Annotated in this window: 22 protein-coding genes and 1 tRNA gene; 19 read left to right on the plus strand and 4 right to left on the minus strand. The window is 58.7% G+C overall.

The genetic code is table 11. The features are described 5' to 3' along the window. The first annotated feature begins 281 nt into the window (after window positions 1-281). The 14 genes from K1567_RS23575 (at window position 282) to K1567_RS23640 (ending at window position 11,819) form a co-directional block, all read left to right on the plus strand. A complete protein-coding gene (locus K1567_RS23575) occupies window positions 282-1,031 on the plus strand; it encodes an electron transfer flavoprotein subunit beta/FixA family protein (protein ID WP_034099768.1) in 750 nt (249 codons plus the stop codon). 2 nt (window positions 1,032-1,033) lie between these two features. Continuing rightward, a complete protein-coding gene (locus K1567_RS23580) occupies window positions 1,034-1,963 on the plus strand; it encodes an electron transfer flavoprotein subunit alpha/FixB family protein (protein ID WP_034099767.1) in 930 nt (309 codons plus the stop codon). 84 nt (window positions 1,964-2,047) lie between these two features. After that, the gene (locus tag K1567_RS23585) at window positions 2,048-2,866 is read left to right on the plus strand and encodes an ABC transporter substrate-binding protein (protein ID WP_169868634.1); all 819 of its coding nucleotides are present in this window, start codon (window positions 2,048-2,050) and stop codon (window positions 2,864-2,866) included. Between the two features lie 9 nt (window positions 2,867-2,875). Further along, window positions 2,876-3,238, plus strand: coding sequence for a DUF4398 domain-containing protein (locus K1567_RS23590; RefSeq protein ID WP_034099765.1), 363 nt, complete (start codon window positions 2,876-2,878; stop codon window positions 3,236-3,238). After that, complete coding sequence (locus tag K1567_RS23595) at window positions 3,235-4,050, plus strand: OmpA family protein (RefSeq protein ID WP_034099764.1); 816 nt, start codon at window positions 3,235-3,237, stop codon at window positions 4,048-4,050. Before K1567_RS23590 ends, K1567_RS23595 begins: the two co-directional genes overlap by 4 nt. A gap of 211 nt (window positions 4,051-4,261) precedes the next feature. Continuing rightward, the gene (locus K1567_RS23600) at window positions 4,262-5,701 is read left to right on the plus strand and encodes a PLP-dependent aminotransferase family protein (RefSeq protein ID WP_034099763.1); all 1,440 of its coding nucleotides are present in this window, start codon (window positions 4,262-4,264) and stop codon (window positions 5,699-5,701) included. A gap of 115 nt (window positions 5,702-5,816) precedes the next feature. Next, complete coding sequence (locus tag K1567_RS23605; RefSeq protein WP_034099762.1) at window positions 5,817-6,287, plus strand: hypothetical protein; 471 nt, start codon at window positions 5,817-5,819, stop codon at window positions 6,285-6,287. A gap of 160 nt (window positions 6,288-6,447) precedes the next feature. Further along, entirely contained in the window at window positions 6,448-6,702 is a 255-nt protein-coding gene (locus tag K1567_RS23610; RefSeq protein WP_034099761.1) for a YkgJ family cysteine cluster protein, read from the plus strand. A 41-nt stretch (window positions 6,703-6,743) separates the two neighbouring features. Next, on the plus strand, window positions 6,744-7,349 hold the full coding sequence (locus K1567_RS23615) for an START domain-containing protein (protein ID WP_169868636.1): 606 nt from the start codon (window positions 6,744-6,746) through the stop codon (window positions 7,347-7,349). Window positions 7,350-7,452: 103 nt separating this feature from the next. Further along, the gene (locus K1567_RS23620; RefSeq protein ID WP_034099759.1) at window positions 7,453-7,689 is read left to right on the plus strand and encodes a hypothetical protein; all 237 of its coding nucleotides are present in this window, start codon (window positions 7,453-7,455) and stop codon (window positions 7,687-7,689) included. Window positions 7,690-7,902: 213 nt separating this feature from the next. Then, complete coding sequence (locus K1567_RS23625) at window positions 7,903-8,244, plus strand: ribonuclease E inhibitor RraB (RefSeq protein WP_034099758.1); 342 nt, start codon at window positions 7,903-7,905, stop codon at window positions 8,242-8,244. 410 nt (window positions 8,245-8,654) lie between these two features. Further along, window positions 8,655-10,064, plus strand: a complete 1,410-nt coding sequence (locus K1567_RS23630; RefSeq protein ID WP_034099757.1) for a circularly permuted type 2 ATP-grasp protein — start codon at window positions 8,655-8,657, stop codon at window positions 10,062-10,064. A 4-nt stretch (window positions 10,065-10,068) separates the two neighbouring features. Next, window positions 10,069-11,019: an alpha-E domain-containing protein gene (locus tag K1567_RS23635; RefSeq protein ID WP_034099756.1), complete on the plus strand. Its 951-nt coding sequence runs from the start codon at window positions 10,069-10,071 to the stop codon at window positions 11,017-11,019. After that, window positions 11,016-11,819, plus strand: coding sequence for a transglutaminase family protein (locus K1567_RS23640; RefSeq protein ID WP_034099755.1), 804 nt, complete (start codon window positions 11,016-11,018; stop codon window positions 11,817-11,819). The genes K1567_RS23635 and K1567_RS23640 overlap by 4 nt, the downstream gene beginning before the upstream one ends. A gap of 50 nt (window positions 11,820-11,869) precedes the next feature. Here K1567_RS23640 and K1567_RS23645 read toward each other — a convergent pair whose 3' ends face one another. Then, window positions 11,870-12,673 carry a cytochrome c gene (locus K1567_RS23645; RefSeq protein WP_034114886.1) on the minus strand — a complete coding sequence of 268 codons (804 nt, stop codon included), beginning with the start codon at window positions 12,671-12,673 and terminating at the stop codon, window positions 11,870-11,872. 651 nt (window positions 12,674-13,324) lie between these two features. Here K1567_RS23645 and K1567_RS23650 point away from each other — a divergent pair. The 3 genes from K1567_RS23650 to K1567_RS23660 all read left to right on the plus strand — a co-directional run bounded on the left by K1567_RS23650 (window position 13,325) and on the right by K1567_RS23660 (window position 17,522). Further along, on the plus strand, window positions 13,325-14,530 hold the full coding sequence (locus tag K1567_RS23650; RefSeq protein WP_047881263.1) for an acetyl-CoA C-acetyltransferase: 1,206 nt from the start codon (window positions 13,325-13,327) through the stop codon (window positions 14,528-14,530). 16 nt (window positions 14,531-14,546) lie between these two features. Then, complete coding sequence (locus K1567_RS23655) at window positions 14,547-16,694, plus strand: 3-hydroxyacyl-CoA dehydrogenase NAD-binding domain-containing protein (RefSeq protein WP_169868637.1); 2,148 nt, start codon at window positions 14,547-14,549, stop codon at window positions 16,692-16,694. 84 nt (window positions 16,695-16,778) lie between these two features. Continuing rightward, window positions 16,779-17,522, plus strand: coding sequence for an amidotransferase (locus K1567_RS23660; RefSeq protein ID WP_034099752.1), 744 nt, complete (start codon window positions 16,779-16,781; stop codon window positions 17,520-17,522). Here K1567_RS23660 and K1567_RS23665 read toward each other — a convergent pair. The 3 genes from K1567_RS23665 to K1567_RS23675 all read right to left on the minus strand — a co-directional run bounded on the left by K1567_RS23665 (window position 17,500) and on the right by K1567_RS23675 (window position 20,203). Next, on the minus strand, window positions 17,500-18,471 hold the full coding sequence (locus K1567_RS23665) for a magnesium and cobalt transport protein CorA (RefSeq protein WP_034099751.1): 972 nt from the start codon (window positions 18,469-18,471) through the stop codon (window positions 17,500-17,502). The two genes, K1567_RS23660 and K1567_RS23665, sit on opposite strands and share 23 nt — an antisense overlap. Window positions 18,472-18,575: 104 nt before the next feature. Further along, window positions 18,576-19,298 (minus strand): 1-acylglycerol-3-phosphate O-acyltransferase, encoded by a 723-nt coding sequence (locus tag K1567_RS23670; protein ID WP_034099750.1) that lies wholly within the window; start codon window positions 19,296-19,298, stop codon window positions 18,576-18,578. 212 nt (window positions 19,299-19,510) lie between these two features. Beyond that, entirely contained in the window at window positions 19,511-20,203 is a 693-nt protein-coding gene (locus K1567_RS23675) for a crotonase/enoyl-CoA hydratase family protein (protein WP_034099749.1), read from the minus strand. 320 nt (window positions 20,204-20,523) lie between these two features. Here K1567_RS23675 and K1567_RS23680 point away from each other — a divergent pair. Then, window positions 20,524-20,613 (plus strand) — tRNA-Ser (locus K1567_RS23680). A 1,006-nt stretch (window positions 20,614-21,619) separates the two neighbouring features. After that, a complete protein-coding gene (locus K1567_RS23685) occupies window positions 21,620-21,880 on the plus strand; it encodes a hypothetical protein (RefSeq protein ID WP_220698920.1) in 261 nt (86 codons plus the stop codon). The last annotated feature ends 104 nt before the right edge of the window (window positions 21,881-21,984 follow it).

Consider the following 21,984-nt stretch of genomic DNA (forward strand, 5'->3'; position numbering starts at 1 on the left):
AGATACGGTCGGTTTTGCGCTTACCGTAGGCAGACAGCGGGTTTCAAGAGCACGTCCAAAAGCAACGCAACGGTAGAAACGGCAGGTACGCGTGCAAAGAATGGCGCGCAGTTTACACGCCGCGATTAGGAATGACCTCCCAGTCACCCCTGACGAACGGTCGCCACTTGCGTCGGTTTGCCGCTGCTGAGGTTTTTGGAGGTGCCCTTGTGTGCCGATGAGCATCAACCGCCAGGTTCGCCTAGGCGACTTTCTTTTCACCGGAGAGTAACGAGGAATCCATGAAGGTTCTTGTAGCTGTCAAACGCGTTGTCGATTACAACGTGAAAGTTCGCGTCAAGGCGGACAATTCCGGCGTCGATCTTGCTAACGTCAAAATGTCGATGAACCCTTTCTGCGAGATCGCTGTTGAAGAAGCAGTGCGTCTGAAAGAGAAAGGCGTTGCGACTGAAATCGTCGTGGTGTCCATCGGCCCAACCACCGCTCAAGAGCAGTTGCGCACTGCCCTGGCTCTGGGCGCAGACCGCGCCATCTTGGTCGAGTCTGCCGAGGACCTTACCTCCCTGGCCGTGGCCAAGTTGCTCAAAGCCGTTGTCGATAAGGAACAGCCTCAGCTGGTGATCCTCGGCAAACAAGCTATCGACAGCGACAACAACCAGACCGGCCAGATGCTGGCTGCACTGACCGGTTACGGCCAGGGCACCTTCGCTTCCAAGGTCGAAGTAAGCGGCGACAGCGTTGCCGTGACCCGCGAAATCGACGGCGGCGCTCAGACGGTTTCCCTGAAACTGCCGGCCATCGTCACCACCGACCTGCGTTTGAACGAGCCGCGCTACGCGTCCCTGCCAAACATTATGAAAGCCAAGAAAAAGCCGCTTGAGTCGCTGACTCCGGATGCCTTGGGCGTTTCCACCGCCTCCACCAACAAGACCGTCAAAGTCGAAGCGCCGGCTGCACGCAGCGCGGGCATCAAGGTCAAGTCGGTGGCCGAACTGGTCGAGAAACTGAAAAACGAAGCGAAGGTAATCTGAACATGACTATCTTGGTAATCGCCGAACACGACAACAAGGTGCTGGCTCCGGCCACCCTGAACACCGTGGCTGCCGCCGCTAAGATCGGTGGCGACATTCACGTACTGGTCGCCGGCCAGGGCGCGGGCGCCGTGGCTGAAGCCGCTGCAAAAATCGCCGGTGTGAGCAAGGTTCTGAACGCTGACAACGCCGCCTACGCGCACCAGCTGCCAGAAAACGTTGCGCCGCTGGTCGCCGAGTTGGGCAAGGGCTACAGCCACATCCTGGCCGCCGCCACCTCCAACGGCAAAAACATCCTGCCACGGGTTGCCGCGCAGCTGGACGTTGACCAGATCTCCGAGATCATCTCGGTCGAAAGCGCTGACACCTTCAAGCGCCCAATCTATGCCGGTAACGCCATTGCCACCGTGCAATCGAGCGCTGCGATCAAAGTGATCACCGTGCGTGCCACCGGTTTCGACCCGGTCGCCGCCGAAGGTGGTTCGGCCGCTGTTGAAGCGGTTGCGGCTGCCCACGACGCCGGCACGTCCAGCTTCGTCAACGAAGAATTGGCCAAGTCCGACCGTCCTGAACTGACCGCTGCCAAGATCGTCGTTTCTGGCGGGCGTGGCATGCAGAACGGGGACAACTTCAAGCACCTGTACGCCCTGGCCGACAAGCTGGGTGCTGCGGTTGGCGCTTCCCGCGCGGCCGTCGACGCAGGTTTCGTACCCAACGACATGCAGGTCGGCCAGACCGGCAAGATCGTTGCGCCACAGCTGTACATCGCCGTCGGTATCTCCGGCGCGATCCAGCATTTGGCCGGTATGAAGGACTCCAAAGTGATCGTCGCGATCAACAAGGACGAAGAAGCACCGATCTTCCAGGTAGCCGATTACGGTCTGGTAGCGGACTTGTTCGAAGCCGTACCTGAGTTGGAGAAGCTGGTCTAATCCAGTCGCTTCACTTATAAAGGGCCCGGTCGTATGACCGGGCTTTTTTATGCCCGGCTTTTTTGAAAATTGGAGAACCGTGCCATGGACCTGCGCCCTTGGACCGCAATGCTGGGTATCACACTGTTGCTGCCGACCCTATCGCTGGCTGCCGGTAAATGTGATCGTCTGGTGATTACCGGCAGCCCGGATGCACCGCCGCTCTTATGGCGCGACCCGCAGGACCCCACGCACCTGATCGGTGCCACTGCCGATGTGTTGCAGCAAGTCGCCAGTGACCTGGGGCTGAAAATCGACCTGCTCTACGGCGGCAAGCGCACCCTGGCTTCGGATGAAGCACGCAGCGGACGCATGGATATGCTGGCCGATGCACCGCTTAATCTGGCGGAGCTGGACCACTTCGACTATATCCATCCGGCCCTGATGCAGACCGATTATCTGGTCTGGACGCGCAAGGATTCGGCGCTGGCCTATACCACGGCCGCCGATCTTCACGGTCATAAAGGCGCCATTTCCGAGCGTGCGCGCCTAAGCCGTGAATTTGAAACCTTCGCCAATCAGCAACTGACCCTGCAACGCTTTCCCACGTTGACGCCTGCGTTTCAAAAGTTGTTGCTGGGGGAGGTGGAATATGTGCTGGCCGGTCGCTATTCCGGCACCGCCATGGCGCAGTCGCTGGGTATGAGCAGCGACCTGGTCGCCCGTGATGTGCCCGTCGATCAACCTGGCCTGTACCTGGCGATTTCCCACAACTCGGCCTGCAATGATCCATGGCTGCGCGGACAGCTGGCCAAAAAGATGACAGAATTGGCCGGGTCCGATGGGGTACAAGCCGCTCTGCAGCGCAATATCGAGCGCTGGAAGGCGCAACTGCAACAATCTGTCGGCACCCCAACAAAGTAGGGATTTTCAGTGACTCTTCGACCTCTTTTCGCGGCCCTCGCCGTTGTCGCTCTGGCGGGATGTGCAGCCGATCCTGCGCCGAATGAACAAATACGCCTCACCCAGCAAGCCCTGGAACAGGCCAGTGCCGTCGGCGCCAATGCCGATGAATCCCCCGAGTTGAAGCTGGCCGAGGACAAATTCGCCCAGGCCAAGGCCGATATGGCCGAGCAATCCTTCAAGGATGCGCGCATGCAAGCCGAACAGGCCGAGCTGGATGCGCGGCTGGCCGAAGCCAAAGTGCTGACTCGCAAGAGCCAGGAACAACTGAACGTGCTCAATACCCGTATCACGCGCCTGCGCAAGCAATTGCAATTGGGAGACGCCCAATGAGCCCGATGATCCGAGGTGTGAGCTGCGCAGTGCTGCTGGGCAGCGCGTTGCTGGGCGGATGTGCCAGCCACCCGAGTGGCGAGCAGGCCTTGCAACAGGCGGGGAGCGACTTTCAGAAGGTCAAGGAAGACGCCAATGTGTTGCGCATCGCGCCCAAGGACGTGATTCGCGCGGGTGAATCCCTGGCCCGCGCCGATCGCTTGTCCAGCTACTGGGGCAGCGGCGCCGACGTCGTGCACTACGCCTACTTGAGCCAGCGCTACAGCGCCATCGCCCGCGAACACACCGAACAGGCACTCAATGAAGAACGCGGCGCCAAGCTCGAACTGGAACGTCAGCGCCTGCAACTAGCCCTACGCGAAAGCAAACTGAGCAGCGTGCAGCAACAGGGCAAATGGCTCGAAGAGCAGATCGCCAGCCTGGCTACCACCCAGACCGATCGGGGCCTGGTGATGACCCTGGGCGATGTGCTGTTCGACACCGGCGAGGCGGAACTGAAAAACTCGGCCAACCGCACCGTGCTCAAGATCGTGCAGTTCCTGCAACTGAACCCCAAGCGCGTGGTGCGCATCGAGGGTTACACCGACAGTACCGGTGGCGAGCAGGAAAACCTCAAACTGTCCCGTGACCGCGCGCAATCGGTAGCTGATGTGCTGGTAGACCTGGGCATCGACGAAAAGCGCATTCAGGTCGAAGGCTATGGCGACCAGTACCCGGTGGAAGCTAACGCTTCCGAGCGCGGCCGCGCGCAGAACCGTCGCGTAGAAATCGTGTTTTCCGATGCCAAGGGCCAACTGGGCGCCGCCCGCTAAAGCCTTACGCTGGTTAAAAATGTGGGATGGGGGCAAACCCCTACCCACATTTTTTTTGCACGAGCCTGAATATCCTCAGCGCCACCCTTACAGTTTTTGCTATCACTGCCCGTCGTGCTCGACTATTGTGGCAACTGTCCCCGTACACTTCTAAACTGTGCCGGTATGTTTCACACAAAAATAAAATGCCCGTGAAATCGAGTGCTGCGACATGACCAATCTCTTGCTGTACCAACGTATCGCTCAGCAACTGGCTGAGGATATCCGGCGTGGTGTCTATCAACCGGGCGAACGCGTGCCTTCGGTACGTAAGATGAGTTCCCAGCTCAATGTGAGCCACGCCACGGTATTGCAAGCCTATGCCAACCTGGAGGACCAGGGGCTGATCAGGGCGCGACCGCAGTCCGGTTACTACGTGCATCAAACCCCCGCGCTCACCGCGCCCACGCCGGATATCGCACGGGTGGAGCGCCCGGGGCTGGTCACGCGCAGCAGCATTATCCAGCAGGTTTTGGGCGAGTCGCGCCGCGAAGGTGTGTTCCCGTTGGGCGCTGCGGTGCCGAGCGTCGACTACCTGCCGGTGCGCGCCCTGCATCAGCAATTGGCCAAGGTCACGCGTTTCCAGAGCCCGCGGGCATTCAGCTATATGTTCAGCCCCGGCTTCGAGCCGTTGCGCCGCCAGGTGGCGATCCGCATGCGCGATGCCGGCGTGGTGGTAGACCCTTCCGAAGTGGTGATCACCCACGGGTGCGTCGATGCGTTGCAGATGTCACTGCGTGTGCTGACCCGCCCCGGCGACCTGATCGCGGCGGAATCCCCCACTTATTACGGCCTGCTGCAACTGGCGGACCTGCTGGGCCTGAAGGTCATTGAGATCCCCAGCGACCCGGCCACCGGCATGAGCCTGGAAGCCCTGCAACTGGCGGCCAACCAATGGTCGATCAAGGCGCTGGTGCTCACCACGCGGCTGAGTAATCCCTTGGGTGGCACCATGCCTGAGGAGCGGCAGAAACACCTGCTGCGGTTGGCTTCGGATTTCGATATCCAGATCGTCGAGGACGATATCTACGGCGAGCTGATGTTCGAGCTGGGCCGCACCAAGGCCCTCAAAGCGTATGACCGCCTGGACCGGGTGATCTATTGCTCCAGCTTCTCCAAAACCTTATCCCCCGGCGTGCGTATCGGTTGGATGATTGCCGGCAAGTACCAGCAGGAAATCCAACGTTTGCAGATGTTCAGCACCCACTCGGCCTGTAGCGTGACCCAAATGGGCGTGGCGGCATACCTGGAGAACGGCGGTTATGACAGGCATTTGCGCTACATCCGCCAGGAATACCGCAAGAACCTCAGCGCCTTCCAGCTGGCGGTGCAGCAGTATTTTCCGGAAGGCACACAGATGACTCGTCCCACCGGCGGTTTTATCCTGTGGGTCAGTTTGCCCGGACGGGTCAATACCCAGGAACTGCATGTGCGTGCCTTGCAGCAGGGCATCAGCATCGCGCCCGGGTTGATCTTCAGTAACACCGAGCAGTTCAACCACTGCATCCGGCTTAACTGCGGTACGCCGTGGAACCGCGAGGCAGAGCGGGCGTTGATGACCTTGGGAATGCTGGCCAGTCAGTTGTGCCAGGAGACCGCCGCCGGATTTTAAGGCACGGCCGACATACACAATGGGCACATTGCCGATAGCTGGCTAATCACCGAGCTTGTCATGTTGCCCTCAACAGGCGAGCATGTGGCCTTCTGCCGTTAATGCTGTAGGCGATATGACCTCGATGTTCCGAGCTGTTTTGGTGATTGGCCTGTTAAGCCTGTGTAACGTCCCCACGCTGCTGGCGGCGACTCCCGTGAGCGAAAGCAAGCCCGCGGCGAGCGCACAGAACACTAAGCCGGCGCCGGCTAAGACGGCCGCTTCTGTGAAGAAAAACGCCGCCAAGAAACGCGCGGCGGCCAAAAAGGCCAAGTCTGCCCACGAAGTGGCCGAGACCAAACTGCCGCCGGCCCAGTTGGACCTGTCATTGCCTTCGGACATGGTCAGGCACTTGCAGCCGCTGGGCACCATGCCCCAGCCCAAGAGCGTGCCGTTGCTGCCGCCGATGTTCGCTGAGAAGCCCACCGACAATAGCGCTTTCCAGATTAACGGTCGCCTGCTCAGCAACGAAATGCGCCTGCAATTGCGCAACGAAGAGCGGCGTGATGTTGAGGGCGCGGCGCTGGATTTCGAATTCAAGCAGTAAACTTTTCCTACCAAGTGACTCGACGTTTCGACCATCTGTCGCAGACTGGTCAGTCACTTTCTTTTTGGGTGAAAAACCGCTGTTGGACCATTTTAAAACGGCTGTTTAAGGGCGTACTCTAGCCCGGCCATCCTATTGAGTCGTCGAGGACCTGCTGGTCATGAAATGCCGTGAAGGCTGTGGCGCTTGCTGCATCGCCCCCTCCATCAGTTCGCCGTTGCCCGGCATGCCCAATGGCAAGCCGGCGGGTGAACGCTGTATGCACCTGTCTGTCGAATTGCTGTGTCAACTGTTCGGCCAGCCGGAACGGCCGGCGGTGTGCAGTGATTTCAAGGCTGATATCGAGGTGTGCGGCACCGACCAGGCCGATGCGATCCGTTTGATCGGCTGGTGGGAACATATGACGGCGGCTTGATGGGCTTTACTCTCGGAACTTGAACAATAAGGAATACAACAATGGGTTCGCTGAAACGAATGGCTGTGGTGTGCGGCTTTACCGTGTTATTTGCGGCCACCGCCCAGGCTGAAGAATGGGTGACCGCCAAAGACGACGACGGCATCAAGGTATCCCTGAGCGAAGTTGCCGGCTCCAAATACAAGGCGTATCGAGGTGTAACGGTGATCAAGGCGCCCGTCGCCAAGATCCTCGCTATCCAGGAGGACGTGGTTGGCGCATGTGCCTGGATTCATGAGTGCAAGTCGCAAAAGCTGATCGACAGCAAAGGCGACGAGGCCTGGACCTACACGCAGTTCAACACGCCATGGCCTGTGACGCCGCGTGACTCTTATACCCATGTCACCTCCACCAAAGCGGCTGACGGCAGCGTGACCCGCAAGCTGGAAGGCGTGCCGACTTACAAGCCTGAGGAAAAAGGCTTCGTACGTGTGGCCCAGGTCGAAGGTTTCTGGAGACTGGTGCCAAAGGGCGCTAACGAAACCGAAGTGACCTACCAGGTGCACACCGAGCCAGGCGGCAGCGTGCCTTCGTGGCTGGCCAACAAGTTCGTGGTCGACGCGCCGTTCAACACCCTCAAGGCGCTCAAAGCCCGCGCGGAAAAATAAGCGCGATTGATCGGGTGCTTCCTGCCTTGGGTGGAACGTTTGGCGAACCCCCAAGGTCCAGATAAAGGTGAGCCCACACACGGGTTTTATCGAGGAGGCACCGATGCAAACGTGGCAAATTACCTTCGTTGATGATCACGGCGAAAAATCCGTAGAGCAGTTCACCTGCGAACAAAAGCCCAGCCTCGAAGACGCTGCGCATATGATTCGCAGCAAACTGGTGCCGGTTGCCGCCGAACTTGACCTCAATGACCTTGAGGGGCGCAAGCCAGAGCCGACGGTCAAGATCCTCAAAGACCAGAACAGTATCCAGATTCTCGACATTTCTCCCGCCGCCTGAATATTCCCTGTCCTCCACCCAAGCGCCTCTGGTGGAGGCGATTGCTTCGCGCTACTCTGCAAACGAGATCAGCGAATGAATCGCTAAGGTCTGGTCTTGTCAGCTACATGCTTGTTTTCCAGCGGTGAAACCATTGCCGTAGTTCCCGTGCCAGTAAGGCGCGGGCTTCGGGAAGCACGGAAAGTCTATCCATCGTATTGAGGAGCACTTTTCATGAGCACAGCCTATCAAGAAGACATCAGCACCCACGTTCTGCGCCGCATGAAAGAAGGCGGTTTCGATTTTTCACGGTTTCATCCCATTGAGTTCTACGCGATTTTCCCGGACGAAGAACGGGCGCGCAGAGCAGCGGGCGAATTTCGTGGCGAATCCCTGAACGCTCAGGTCAGCGCGCGCGATGATGGCGCCTGGTACTTGGAACTGAGCAAGATCATGTCTGCAACCTACGACGGCATAGGAGACTTCGAGCAAGACTTTGAAGCAGTGGTCGAGCCCTTGGGCGGCATTATCGAGGGCTGGGGCGTCAAGCAGGAGGTGCGGGGCCGGCCGATGTAATTGTGCGTCTTCCACATCGTTAGCAACGCAGCGTATCGGCTGACCTTCGGGTCGGCCGATTTTGTTTGCGCCGGCGCGAACCCCGGCGGAACTTGCGGGCTCTTTTCATGCACCAAAAAAAAGCCACCCAAGTAGGGTGGCCGAAGGGAAGAGCGGAGCGCTGAAGGTCTGTTCAGCAGATGGTGGCGATTATCCGCAGCTATGGCGGGCCAGTGAAATCAACTCTGACTATGCTCTTGATAGTCAAAGCCCGCATTACGATGAAGCGCGCCACGACACACCAGGCATTCGACGCACCAGGAAGGTGCGATTAACTGCCTGGGTCTATTCAACTCACTGATTTTTAAGTGTTTATGCCGATGGCACGGGCCTTGCGATGGTTCTTGCGTCCGGGTGACAAGGAGTACGGCATGATCCGCACTTATTACGACGAAATGTACGACGGGGCAGGGCAGGTCCGGCCCCATTACCGCGAGTTCGCCCGCTGGTTGGCCCAAACCCCAGATGAGCTGCTGGCCCAGCGCCGGCGCGAGGCCGATTTGCTGTTTCACCGCGCCGGGATCACCTTCACCCTGTACGGTGACGAACAGGGCACCGAGCGCCTGATCCCTTTCGACACCATCCCCCGCAGCATACCGGCCAGTGAATGGCGGATTATCGAGCGTGGCTGTATTCAGCGGGTCAAGGCGTTGAATATGTTTCTCGCTGACCTTTACCACGAGCAACGCATCATCAAAGCGGGGATCATTCCCGCCGAACAGGTGCTGGCTAACGAGCAATACCAATTGGCAATGCAGGGCCTGAACTTGCACGGCAATCTGTATGCCCACATTGCCGGGGTCGATCTCGTACGCGATGGCGACGGCACGTACTACGTGCTGGAAGATAACCTGCGTACACCCAGCGGTGTCAGCTACATGCTTGAAGACCGCAAGATGATGATGCGCCTGTTCCCCGAACTGTTCGCCGCCCAGCGCATTGCGCCGATCGATCATTACCCCAACCTGCTGCTCGATACCCTAAAAAGCGCCAGCCCCCTGGATAACCCCAGCGTGGTGGTGCTGACCCCGGGCCGATTCAACAGCGCGTTTTTCGAACATGCGTTTCTCGCCCGGGAAATGGGCGTGGAACTGGTTGAAGGCGCCGACCTGTTCGTGCGCGATGACCGTGTATTTATGCGCACCACCGACGGCCCCAAAGCGGTGGATGTGATTTATCGCCGTCTCGACGACGCGTTCCTCGACCCCTTAGCCTTCAACCCGGAGTCCATGCTCGGAGTGCCCGGCCTGTTGGCTGCCTATCGTTCGGGCAATGTGGTGCTGGCCAATGCCATCGGGACAGGCGTCGCGGATGACAAGTCGGTGTACCCCTTCGTCACCGAGATGATCCGCTTTTACCTGGATGAAGAGCCGATCCTGCAGAACGTTCCGACCTTTCAATGCCGTAAGCCTGACGAGTTATCCCACGTACTGGCTAACCTGCCGCAGTTGGTGGTCAAGGAGACCCAAGGCTCCGGCGGCTACGGCATGCTGGTCGGCCCGGCGTCCACGGCGGCGCAGATCGAGGCCTTTCGCGCGCGCATCATGGCCAAGCCCCATGCCTATATCGCCCAGCCCACGCTGTGTCTATCCACGTGCCCGACCTTTGTGGAAAACGGTATTGCCCCGCGCCATATCGACCTGCGCCCGTTTGTGCTGTCCGGCAAGGAGACGCGTGTGGTCCCCGGCGGCCTGACTCGTGTGGCCCTGCGCGAAGGCTCGCTGGTGGTCAACTCGTCCCAGGGCGGCGGCACCAAAGACACCTGGGTGGTGGAGGACTGATGCCATGTTGAGTCGAACTGCTTCGGATCTGTATTGGATGTCGCGCTACCTGGAGCGTGCGGAAAACCTCGCGCGCATGCTCGACGTGAGTTATTCGCTGTCGCTGATGCCCCAGGACGGACGCGGCGATGGCCTGCATGAACTGGCGATGCCGTTGTTGATCACCGGCACCCTGGAGGATTACCACGAGCGCCACGGCCAGTTGCACGCCGAGCGCCTGCTGCACTTCTTTGCCCTGGACGCAGCAAACCCCGCCAGTATCTACAGTTGCCTGGGCGCAGCGCGGGCAAGCGCCCATGCGGTGCGTGGGCGAATCACCGCAGACATGTGGGAAAACATCAATGCCACTTGGCTGGACATTCGCGATATCGCCCAGCAAGGCCTGAGCCGTTATGGCATGAGCCGTTTCTGCGAGTGGGTCAAGGAGCGCTCCCACCTGTTCCGTGGCGCGACCTACGGCACCATCATGCGTAATGACGCATTTCGTTTCATTCGCTTGGGGACCTTTATCGAGCGCGCCGACAACACGCTTCGTCTATTGGATGCGCGCTATGAAATGGCCGGCGACCACGCCGACGCCGTCACCGATGGCACGGCTCACGCCTACTACCAGTGGAGCGCGTTGCTGCGTGCTTTGTCCTCGTTCGAGGCTTACACCGAAATCTATCGCGACGCCCCCGGTGCCCGGCAAGTGGCGCAGTTGCTGCTGTTGCGCGCCGATGTACCGCGCTCGCTGCGTGCGTGCAGCGAAGAGATCGACCAGATCCTCGCCAGCCTGCCGGGCCTCAATGGCCGCCCGGCGCAGCGTCTGGCCGCCGAGATGGATGCACGCCTGCGCTTCACCGCCATCGATGAAATTCTTGAAGAAGGCCTGCATGCCTGGCTGACCGACTTTATCCCCCTGGTCCGCCAATTGGGCGATGCCATCTACCATTCCTACTTGGAGGCGGCATGAGACTTTCCATCAGCCACGAAACCACCTACCACTATGAAGACCAAGTGCGCGCCAGCATCCAGTACCTGCGCCTCACGCCCCACGACAGCGAGCGCCAGCATGTGCTCAGCTGGCAACTGGATCTGCCGCGCCCGGTGCGCGCGCAGGTCGACCCGTTCGGCAATATCCTGCATGTGCTGACCCTGGATGAGCCCCACGACGCCATCATCATCGGCGCCCGTGGTCAGGTGGATATCGATGAGTTGCGCGAGGCCGAGCACGAGCAACAGTCGGCCTATCCATTCCTGCGCGGCACTCGCCTGACCGAGGCCGATGAAGCCCTGCGCGGGTTCGCCCAGCAGCAGTGCGGCCAACGGCGCGACCGCAGCGCCCTGATTGATTTGATGCACGCACTCAACGAAACCATGGTCTACACGCCTGGCGCCACTGAAGTCGACACCTGCGCCGCTCATGCTTTCGCTGGCCGTGCGGGGGTATGCCAGGACCATGCCCATGTGTTCCTGGCTTGCGCGCGCAGCCTGGGGATTCCTGCGCGATATGTGTCGGGGTATTTGTACAGCGAAGACAGCACTCACTTGGCCAGCCACGCCTGGGCCGAAGCCTGGCTTGACGACGCCTGGTACAGCTTCGACGTGACCAACCGTCTGGCACGTCCGGAACGCCACTTGAAACTGGCCGTGGGCCTGGATTATCTCGATGCCTGCCCGGTACGCGGCATGCGCCGGGGTGGCGGGCATGAACAGATGCACGCCAAAGTGTCCGTGGCGCCGATGCCGGTCATTTCAGTCCAGCAGCAATAACCAGCCTCCACCGTGAAGCTCACCCGCCAAACGAAGGTGAGCGCTGAGCTTTACGGCTGCTTACGCCCCGCCATGTGCTTCAGATAGCCCACCAGCAGGTCCAGTTCATGGTCCGGCAACACGCTGGCGGTGAACGCGGGCATTTTTGCCTGTGGCCAATGCCGTAGGCTTTGCGGATCACGGATGTAGCGCTTGAGGAAATCGGCGGCGAAATATTCCGTAGGGTTGAAGGGAATATTCAGGTCCGGTCCCACCTGCGCATCCCCCGCGCCATTGAGGCGATGGCACGCCAGGCAGTTTTTCTGGAACAGTGCAAAACCCTGATTGATCGGGTCATCGGCTGCGAGTTTCGGGTCGGGTAGGAGGGCGGGAAAGCGCTCCGCCACGGTTTTCAACTGTTTGATGCTGGAAATTTGGAATGGCCACTGTTCGGGGCTGATAGGCCCGGCCTGTGGGTCGGTCCACACCAGATAGAACGGACCTGCGCTAGGCTTGCCGTCGGCCAGTGCCGGCCATGGCTGCGCGGGGTCTTCCACGGCCAGCCAGGCGCGGGCACCGTGGGTTTGCAGCAGTGGGCCAGCGCTCAGCTCGGCGGCGAAGCCATCCAGTGCAACGGCTTGCACATGGTGTTCCGGCTTAAGACCCGGCAGGAGTAGCGCCAGCGGCACTGCGCGATACGTCATGGTGCGCTTGTAGGAAACGTCATCAACGATATGCACAGTTTGCGCAGCCGGATGCTTGAGCAGGTCGGCGCTCTGCCAGGTCTTGCTGGCGTGGTCGAGTTCGATGGTCAGGGACGCCGCCGTGACCGGCAGGGCAAACAGCACGAGGAGAAGGGCGAAGATCGGTTTCAAGAGGAAGGCCCGGTAATAAGAAATGGCGAAAGCGCTCACGATACCGGAAAACCGCGCGTAAAAAGACAGCCCCTGCCATAGGATCGCGCACGGCGAAGTCCCGGCAGGTGCTGCCAAAAGCTGCAATCCTGATGCGATAAATGCCCAGAATTCGGGGGCTGAAGGGTCACCCAATCACCTTGGTGAGGTTGGGTAGGATCAGTATCAATGTGGTGGCGAAGAGAATAAGTCCCGCCTGACGTACTTTCGAATGCTTGAACATGGCTGACTGCCTTTTGTTGTTATTCCTGAGCGTCAAATGCGTGCCGTGGTCGTCCAGTATGGCGCTATGACGTGTCGCTTTTCTTACAGCCGCTCCGGCAAAACCCGGCAGCAACGTCTTACTGATTGAACCTTAGAGCCCTCGTTCTTCGTGGCTTAGATCCATTTCGTATCAGCTAATACGAATTCGCGCTTAAAACGACATGAGGCATAACGCCATCTTGGCGCCAATGCCTTGGCTAGACAGCTAAAACGATTAATCCGGCAATTAGCTTAGGCACCTACCGTTCGTCCGAGCATGAGGGTCAAAGGCAATGAGCGCATCCGTCATTGAAACCGTGTCAATCGGGCTTAAGGTAAGGGCACACACGCACGCGGTTCGAGGACGTCATGACCCAAGCTTTGATCTTTGATGCCATACGCACGCCCAGGGGCAAGGGCAAGGCCGACGGTGCCTTGCACAGTGTCAAACCGGTCAACCTGGCCGCCGGGTTGCTTACGGCACTGGCGCAACGCAACGACCTCGACACCCAGCAGGTGGATGACATCGTGCTCGGCTGCGTCACCCCGATCGGCGACCAAGGCGCGGATATCGCCAAGACTGCCGCACTGGTCGCCGACTGGGCCATCAGCGTCGCCGGCGTGCAGATCAACCGCTTCTGCGCCTCGGGCCTGGAGGCGGTCAACCTGGGCGCGATGAAAGTGCGCTCCGGCTTCGAAGACTTGGTGGTGGTGGGCGGCGTCGAGTCCATGTCCCGCGTGCCCATGGGCAGCGACGGCGGCGCCTGGGTTCTGGACCCGCAGACCAATCTGCACAGCCATTTCACCCCCCAGGGTATTGGCGCGGACTTGATCGCAACCTTGGAAGGTTTCACCCGCGAGGACGTCGATACCTTTGCCTTACAATCCCAACAGAAAGCAGCCAGGGCCCGTGCGGACGGTTCCTTCAATAAGTCGTTGATCGCAGTGCAGGACCAAAATGGCATTGTGCTGCTGGATCACGACGAATTTATCCGCGCCGACTCCACCCTCCAAGGGCTCGGCCAGCTCAAGCCCAGTTTCGAGATGATCGGGCAGATGGGCTTCGACGCCACCGCGTTGCGGGTCTACAGCCATGTAGAGCGGATCCAGCATGTGCACACACCGGGCAACAGTTCCGGCATCGTCGACGGTGCCGCGGTGATGCTGATCGGCTCAGAGGCCAAGGGCCGTGAGCTGGGCTTGCACCCACGGGCGCGGATTGTTGCCACTGCGGTGACCAGCACCGACCCCACCATTATGCTCACTGGCCCGGCGCCGGCCACCCGCAAAGCCTTGGTCAAGGCCGGTTTGCGCGTGGAAGACATCGACTTGTTCGAAGTCAACGAAGCCTTCGCCTCGGTGGTGCTCAAGTTCATCAAGGACATGGGTATCGACCCCGCGCGGGTCAACGTCAATGGCGGTTCGATCGCCATGGGCCACCCGTTGGGCGCCACCGGCTGTGCGATTCTCGGTACTTTGCTCGACGAATTAGAGGCACGCCAGCTGCGCTATGGCCTGGCCACCCTGTGTGTCGGCGGTGGCATGGGCATCGCCACTGTGATCGAACGTCTCTGAGCCCAAGGAATTAGTTATGACCGATGCCATTCGTTACGAAAAAGGCCAGGACCAGATCGTGGTGCTGACCCTTGACCTGCCTGGCCAGAGTGCCAACACCATGAATGCCGTATACCGCGAGGCCATGGCCGCCACCGTCGCACGTCTTGAAGAGGAAAAGGACCACATCGCCGGTGTGGTTATCACGTCGGCCAAGAAGACTTTTTTCGCCGGTGGAGACCTCAACGAGTTGATCGCCGTCGACAAGGCCGATGCCAAGGCGTTCTACGACGGCGTGCGAGTGCTCAAGGCGCAGTTGCGTCGCTTAGAGGCCCTTGGCAGGCCGGTGGTGGCCGCCATCAATGGTGCAGCGCTGGGCGGTGGCTGGGAGATTTGCCTGGCCTGCCATTACCGTATCGCGCTGGACGAGCCATCGGTGCAACTGGGGTTGCCGGAAGTCACCTTGGGTCTGCTGCCCGGCGGCGGGGGCGTGGTGCGTATGGTGCGTTTATTGGGCTTGGAAAAAGCCCTGCCGTATTTGCTGGAAGGTAAAAAAGTACGCCCGCAACAAGCATTGCAAGCCGGTTTGATCCATGCGCTGGCCACGGACCGCGACGCGATGCTGGCCCAGGCCCGCGCCTGGATTCTTGCCAACCCCGAGGCCAGACAACCCTGGGACAACAAGGGTTATCAGATCCCCGGCGGCACGCCGTCGCACCCCAAGGTCGCGCAGATGCTGGCGATTGCGCCGTCGATCCTGCGCAGCAAAACCCAGGGTTGTTTCCCGGCGCCGGAGAAAATCCTCTGCGCCGCTGTGGAAGGCGCTCAGATAGACGTCGACACGGCTCACCTGATCGAAACCCGCTATTTCACCGAATTGGTCACCGGACAAGTGGCCAAGAACATGATCGGCACCTTTTGGTTCCAGCTCAATGACATCAATGCCGGGCGTTCGCGCCCCGCAGGTATTGCACCTTATGTGACACGCAAGCTCGGTGTGCTCGGCGCGGGCATGATGGGGGCGGGCATCGCTTATGTCAGCGCCTGTGCGGGAATCGACGTGGTGCTCAAAGACATCAACCTGGCGGCGGCCGAGAGGGGTAAAGCGCACGCGACGGCGCTGCTGGACAAAAAGCTTGGCCGTGGGCAAGTGAGCGCCGAACAGCGCGAAAGCATCCTCGGGCGAATTTTTCCCACCCAGGACGACAGCGACCTGGCCGGCTGTGACCTGATCATCGAAGCAGTGTTCGAAGACCGTGAACTCAAGGCCAAGGTATCGGCCGCCGCCCAGCGCGTGGTGGGTGCCGATGCGGTGATCGCGTCCAATACTTCCACCTTGCCCATCACCGGCCTGGCCACGGCGGTGCCGGACCCCGCCAAATTTATCGGTCTGCATTTCTTCAGCCCGGTGGACAAGATGGCCTTGGTGGAAATCATCAAGGGCGCACATACCTCGGACGAAACCCTGGCCCGTGGTTTTGATTTCGTACTGCAGATCAAGAAAACCCCCATCGTGGTCAACGACAGCCGTGGTTTCTTCACCTCACGGGTGTTCGCCACCTTCACCAATGAAGGTATCGCCATGCTTGGCGAGGGCGTGGCCGCGCCGTTGATCGAGACTGAGGCGCGTAAGGCCGGGATGCCGGTGGGGCCGCTGGCTGTGTCCGATGAAGTCTCACTCAGCCTGATGAGCCATATCCGACAGCAAACCGCCAAGGATCTGCTGGCCGAAGGTCAGGCGGTGCTGGCTCATCCAGCCACGGCGGTGATCGAGCGGCTCGTCAATGAATTCAAACGGCTGGGCAAAGCCGCTGGCGGCGGTTTTTATGAGTACCCCAGTGGCGGGCAGAAATACCTGTGGCCAGAGCTGAAACAGCGCTTCGAGCGGCCCGAACAACGGATCTCGGCGCAGGACGTGCGCGACCGGTTGCTGTTTATCCAAGCCATCGAAACCGTGCGCTGTGTGGAGGAGGGGGTGTTGATGTCCACGGCGGACGCCAACGTGGGCTCGATCTTCGGCATCGGTTTTGCGGCATGGAGTGGCGGCGCATTGCAATTTATCAATCAATACGGCCTGAACGACTTTATCGCTCGCGCCCGCTATTTGGCCGAACAGTACGGCGAGCGGTTCACGCCGCCGGCACTGTTGTTGCAAAAAGCCGCGCGAGGGGAGAGTTTCGTATAGGTGTGGCGGGGGCTTGCTTTGCAGGTAGGTTTGCAGGCAGGCTTGAGGTGTTCGATATTCCCATCGCCGTGTCAGGTATTTTTTATGTCGCTACGCGTCTGCATCCTGGAAACCGATATCCTGCGTCCAGGCTTGATCGATCAGTACCAAGGTTACGGGCAGATGTTCAAGCGCCTGTTCGCCAAGCAGCCGATCCCTGCCGAGTTTGTGGTGTACAACGTGGTGAACGGGGAGTACCCGCCGGACGATGAGCAGTTTGACGCCTATCTGGTCACCGGCAGCAAGGCAGACTCCTTCGGCACCGACCCGTGGATCCAGACGCTCAAAACCTACTTGCTCGAACGTTACCAACGCGGCGATAAACTGCTGGGCATCTGCTTTGGCCATCAGTTGCTGGCGCTATTGCTGGGTGGTAAAGCCGAGCGCGCTACTCAAGGTTGGGGCATGGGCATTCATGATTACACACTGGATGCCCAGGCGCCGTGGATGAGCCCCGAGGTGCCTGAACTGACGCTGCTGATCAGTCATCAGGACCAGGTGACCACCTTGCCGGAGGGCGCCAAAGTCATTGCCTCCAGCGAGTTTTGCCCGTTCGCCGCGTACCACATCGGTGATCAGGTACTGTGCTTCCAGGGCCACCCGGAATTTGTTCAGGATTATTCGCGCGAGTTGCTGGAGATTCTTCAGACAACCTTGGGCGAAAAAGTCTACTCAAACGGTGTAGCCAGCCTGGCACGCGAACACCATGGCGTCACCGTAGCGGAATGGATGATGCGCTTTGTGGCGCACAAGCCCGAAGCCGAGGTTAAAGCCATCCCGACCGCTTGAAGCTGGCCCACAGGCTGGTGCACCCCACCGCGATCAGCCCGAGCACCGCAAAATAGCCGTAGTGCCATTGCAGCTCGGGCATGTTCTGGAAGTTCATCCCATAAATCCCCGCCACTGCGGTGGGGAACGCCAGGATCGCCGCCCAGGCGGCGAATTTGCGCTGCACTACACTCTGGCGCGACGCCTCCAGCAACACTCCGATTTCAATGGTCTGGCTGGCAATGTCGCGCAGGGTGGTGAGGTCTTCCATCTGCCGTGTGACGTGGATCTGCACATCGCGGAAATACGGACGCATGTTCTTGTCGATAAACGGAAAGCTCAGTTTCTGCAGCTCCTGGCTGATCTCTACCATTGGCGCCACATGGCGCTTGAGCCGCAGCACGTCGCGGCGCAGGCTGTGGAGGTTCTGGATATCGCGTTCGCTCAACGAACTGCACAGCACATTGCGCTCCAGCTCATCGATCTCGGCATGGATTGCCTCACTGACCGGCTGGTAGTTTTCCGTGACGAAATCCAGCAGCGCATAGAGTACGAAATCTTCCCCATGCTCCAATAACAATGGTCGCGCCTCACAGCGCTGACGTACAAAACCGTAGGACGCCGAGTGACCGTTGCGTGCGGTAATCACGTAGCCGTTGCCGGCGAAGATATGGGTTTCGATAAACACCAGTTTGCCGTTCTCGCGCACCGGCGAATACGTGACGATAAACAGCGCGTCGCCAAAGGTTTCCAGCTTGGGGCGGCTGTGTTTTTCCAGGGCGTCTTCGATGGCCAGTTCATGCAGGTTGAACTGGCGTTGCAGGTTGGCCAATTCCAGGGCGTTGGGCTCTTCCAGGCCGATCCACACAAAATGCCCAGGTTTGGCGGCCCAGGCCGCGCCTTCGTCGAGGGTGATATCGGTGACTTTCTTTCCGGCGCTATACACGGCGGCCGCAACAACTCTACCCATGATGCTGATCACTTCTTATAAGAGGAGACAGATGTTGGGCAGCTTAGCGTGAATGGCGTTCCGTTGTAGGAGCGAGCACCCTCGCTCCTATAAGGAAAAGGGAATCAGGCCCTCTTGAGCTGCGCATCCATGGCCTCGATGCAGGCATCCATTTGTGCCTGACATGCCTGCATCAAGGTGGGGATATCATCCGACGTCATGCCGCAGGTAGGAATCGGCGGCAGAGAGCGTATGAGCACATCACCGCTGTTCCAGCGATTGAGCTGCATATGAGTGACGTAATTGCTGACGCACACCTGCACGATGGGCACCCCGGCGGCGATGGCCATATGAAAGGCGCCTTTCTTGAATGGCAGCAGACCCTTGCCCAGGTTGCGCGTGCCTTCGGGGAACACCCAGATCGAGGTGTCTTTATGTTGCAACGTATCGGTGGTCGTAAGCATGGCGCGGCGCGCTTTATGGGCATTGCCGCGGTCGATCAACACATTGCCCGCCAGCCAGAACAACTGGCCGAACAGCGGCACCCACTTGAGGCTCTTCTTGGCGATGCACACGGTGCGGTGGGGCACCACGGTACCGAACACGAACAAGTCATAATTGGACTGATGGTTGGCGATAATCACGCAAGTGCCCGGCTTATGCCGCAGCGAGTCGACATCGGCTTTCACATTCAGCCCCAACAACCACATGGCGGGCACGGCGTATAGGCGGGCGCACAAGCGACTGTTATCCGGGTTGAACGGACGGCAAACGCCAATCAGCACACCCAACACACCAGCCACTATAAAGTGCAGGCCCATCAACACCATACGTAACAGAAAAAGCATCCACCTGGCCTATCGAAACAAAAGGTGGCGCAGTGTACGGTTGTGCACTGTATTCGGCAATTGGCGCTATAGAGGTAGGAGATGGGCGATGTTTAAGCGCATATTTCGGTATTTGCCAGAGCCCCCAGCCTAGAGCGACTAAGGCTTCTTCAGATATGGCTGTAAGAAAAAGCCCGGCGCAAGGTCGGGCTTTGGCACAAGCAAGGTTGGGCTTAACTAAGAATATGGCCCTGATCCTGGATGATTGCCTCGTCCAGAGCTTCCAGCAGCGCTTTGCGCACTTTCAATTTGGTGTGCTTGTGGGCGTTCATATTGATCTTTTTCAATTGCCGCGCCGCCTCCAGAGCTGCTGCGTGCAGTTCTTCGGGGGCGACCACTTTATCGAGGAAGCCGGCCTGCAATGCACCCTGAGGGTCGAACATCTCGGCATTGATCACCGAGCGATGGAACGCCGACTTGCGCAGACGATCCCGTGCCAGCTCGATCCCGGCGTGGTGCATGGTCATGCCGATCATCACTTCGTTCAGGCCGATGCTGAACGGGCCTTCCACCCCGATCCGATAATCCGCCGACAACAACAGAAAGGCGCCCTTAGCCACCGCATGCCCAGGGCACGCCACAATCACCGGGAACGGGTGCGACAACAGCCGCCGCGCCAATGTCGAGCCCGACGTCACCAGGCCGATTGCTTCTTTGGGGCCGGCGGTCATCACCTTCAAATCGTAACCCCCGGACAGAATCCCCGGCGTGCCGGTAATCACTACTACCGCCCGATCCTTCTCGGCCTGGTCCAGCGCTTCGTTAAACGCACTGACCACCGCCGGGGAAATGGCGTTGACCTTGCCGTTGCTCAAGGTCAGGGTGGCGATACCGTCTTCGAGGTGGTAGGCAATCAACTCACTCATGACGCGGTTCCTTGTAGGGCTTGTTATAGAAGAATGCAGCAGACGTTACCCACCACGCCCGGCTCGGTAAAGCGCTATGACTGACTACCCAGTCAGCCTTTTCCTGCATGCCCAAGCCTAGACGGCCTGCGGCGTGGCGCGACAAAGCCTTGAGACAGGCGCCAGCGGTGCCTGAGAATGGCACAATCACCACCCCTCGCCGGACATGCTCAGGCATAACCGGCTAACCGCATGAATATTCTGAAAAAAACCTTTGCCATCAGAAAGGCTTTCGACTACATTAGCGCGCCTCGACAGACTGAACTGGTTTGACGAGATACGGTGAAGTGTCCGAGTGGCTTAAGGAGCACGCCTGGAAAGTGTGTATACAAGAAATTGTATCGAGAGTTCGAATCTCTCCTTCACCGCCACATTAAAAAACGCCTGTAACTTCAACGAGTTACGGGCGTTTTGCATTCTGGGTTGTACTACTCAATTGTACTACTCGTCCTCAGCTTTCTCAGTCCGATACCGCCTTCTAATATCCGCCCCTCCAACAACACCAAAGCCCTCCAGTTATTCAGCAATCGCCACGCGCACTTTTCAATACCAAGCCATCCCGACCTACCAACTATTTTGTCACTAGTCAAGCAAAAATGAAGATTTATATTGACAGATAATCATTCTCATGGGATAATAACCGTAATGAGAGAACAAAAGTTTTCTCGTCCAGTCGCAAGGTATTCAGGATGCCTTTCCACAGTGCTTGCAGTCACTGGCGGCGCCAACTGCTCCACTTTCCTCTTGTATGCTGGCGCTCCTTCCTCCCTGTCTGGCATCCGATTAGCCCGTTAACGCGGGTTCTTTCTTCGATCACGCCATAGATGCTTAGCCGCTAGTGTCGTAATCAAGCACAAGTTGATCGTTTACGCGAATGGACGATGCAACTTACCCACAACTCTTAGCTTGGGTCAGGACTCCGACGGTAGTCTGTGGGGATATACCGTCAATAACTTCCTTCATCAGAGTCCTTAAATCGTAGGGGCTTCCTCCATGGCCTGATGACGGTTCCGCCAGTAACTGCTACGACAACTCGCACCCATTATTCAATGCACTTGAGGCATCCAGTTGCATCCCTTTAGGCCAGCTCTTTTGCTGGCCTCTTTTTGCTCGCTCACCAATCTTTCACACATTCACAAAAGGAACATATATGTCCAAACCTGCATCTCTTTTCACCCGTTGTGCTGCTTGTGGCACGTCTGTAGTAACTTCCTACATCACCAATGGCCCCCGGTACTGTAGCCACCGCTGCTATATGCGAGTGTGGCGCATGACACAGAAAGCCAAAACATTCGAACAAGCTCCACAGTCGCTTACTGAACAGTTCTAATAACTCGCAACCCCCTATTTCCAAACTCATCAATAAGGAAAACAAGCATGAACATCAACATCGAATACCTCACTGTCAATGTGACTATCCAGCTTCAAGAGCCAGTGCAAGAAACGCCAGTGGCCTCAATTAGACGCGCCCACCGTACCCAAGAAGAAATCCAGCAAAAGCATGAGAGCGCCAGACTACAGCAACTAGCTCTTCAGAAACGTGCAGATCGCCTTCAGTACAAACTCCGTGTAGCTGAAAGACTTCGTACGCTGTTTGGTGATGACGTTGCTAACAGCGTAATGGCAGGGAGCTTTTAATGCTCGCTATCTTCTGCATGTGCACATCCGCTGGTGCACTCGCCTGTGCTTGCCAAGCCTTTAATACTGCCATTATGGCCTTTAAACAAAACATCAAAAACAAT

The sequence above is a fragment of the Pseudomonas sp. S5F11 genome (assembly GCF_019641515.1).
In the GTDB taxonomy this organism is placed as follows: domain Bacteria; phylum Pseudomonadota; class Gammaproteobacteria; order Pseudomonadales; family Pseudomonadaceae; genus Aquipseudomonas; species Aquipseudomonas rhodesiae.

What these genes read in the sequence shown, in the direction of transcription:
- K1567_RS23575 (WP_034099768.1), top strand. Translation starts at nt 282, where the DNA reads ATGAAGGTTCTTGTAGCTGTCAAACGCGTTGTCGATTACAACGTGAAA.
- K1567_RS23580 (WP_034099767.1), top strand. Translation starts at nt 1,034, where the DNA reads ATGACTATCTTGGTAATCGCCGAACACGACAACAAGGTGCTGGCTCCG.
- K1567_RS23585 (WP_169868634.1), top strand. Translation starts at nt 2,048, where the DNA reads ATGGACCTGCGCCCTTGGACCGCAATGCTGGGTATCACACTGTTGCTG.
- K1567_RS23595 (WP_034099764.1), top strand. Translation starts at nt 3,235, where the DNA reads ATGAGCCCGATGATCCGAGGTGTGAGCTGCGCAGTGCTGCTGGGCAGC.
- K1567_RS23600 (WP_034099763.1), top strand. Translation starts at nt 4,262, where the DNA reads ATGACCAATCTCTTGCTGTACCAACGTATCGCTCAGCAACTGGCTGAG.
- K1567_RS23605 (WP_034099762.1), top strand. Translation starts at nt 5,817, where the DNA reads ATGACCTCGATGTTCCGAGCTGTTTTGGTGATTGGCCTGTTAAGCCTG.
- K1567_RS23610 (WP_034099761.1), top strand. Translation starts at nt 6,448, where the DNA reads ATGAAATGCCGTGAAGGCTGTGGCGCTTGCTGCATCGCCCCCTCCATC.
- K1567_RS23615 (WP_169868636.1), top strand. Translation starts at nt 6,744, where the DNA reads ATGGGTTCGCTGAAACGAATGGCTGTGGTGTGCGGCTTTACCGTGTTA.
- K1567_RS23620 (WP_034099759.1), top strand. Translation starts at nt 7,453, where the DNA reads ATGCAAACGTGGCAAATTACCTTCGTTGATGATCACGGCGAAAAATCC.
- K1567_RS23625 (WP_034099758.1), top strand. Translation starts at nt 7,903, where the DNA reads ATGAGCACAGCCTATCAAGAAGACATCAGCACCCACGTTCTGCGCCGC.
- K1567_RS23630 (WP_034099757.1), top strand. Translation starts at nt 8,655, where the DNA reads ATGATCCGCACTTATTACGACGAAATGTACGACGGGGCAGGGCAGGTC.
- K1567_RS23635 (WP_034099756.1), top strand. Translation starts at nt 10,069, where the DNA reads ATGTTGAGTCGAACTGCTTCGGATCTGTATTGGATGTCGCGCTACCTG.
- K1567_RS23640 (WP_034099755.1), top strand. Translation starts at nt 11,016, where the DNA reads ATGAGACTTTCCATCAGCCACGAAACCACCTACCACTATGAAGACCAA.
- K1567_RS23650 (WP_047881263.1), top strand. Translation starts at nt 13,325, where the DNA reads ATGACCCAAGCTTTGATCTTTGATGCCATACGCACGCCCAGGGGCAAG.
- K1567_RS23655 (WP_169868637.1), top strand. Translation starts at nt 14,547, where the DNA reads ATGACCGATGCCATTCGTTACGAAAAAGGCCAGGACCAGATCGTGGTG.
- K1567_RS23660 (WP_034099752.1), top strand. Translation starts at nt 16,779, where the DNA reads ATGTCGCTACGCGTCTGCATCCTGGAAACCGATATCCTGCGTCCAGGC.
- K1567_RS23665 (WP_034099751.1), bottom strand. Translation starts at nt 18,471, where the DNA reads ATGGGTAGAGTTGTTGCGGCCGCCGTGTATAGCGCCGGAAAGAAAGTC.
- K1567_RS23670 (WP_034099750.1), bottom strand. Translation starts at nt 19,298, where the DNA reads ATGCTTTTTCTGTTACGTATGGTGTTGATGGGCCTGCACTTTATAGTG.
- K1567_RS23675 (WP_034099749.1), bottom strand. Translation starts at nt 20,203, where the DNA reads ATGAGTGAGTTGATTGCCTACCACCTCGAAGACGGTATCGCCACCCTG.
- K1567_RS23685 (WP_220698920.1), top strand. Translation starts at nt 21,620, where the DNA reads ATGAACATCAACATCGAATACCTCACTGTCAATGTGACTATCCAGCTT.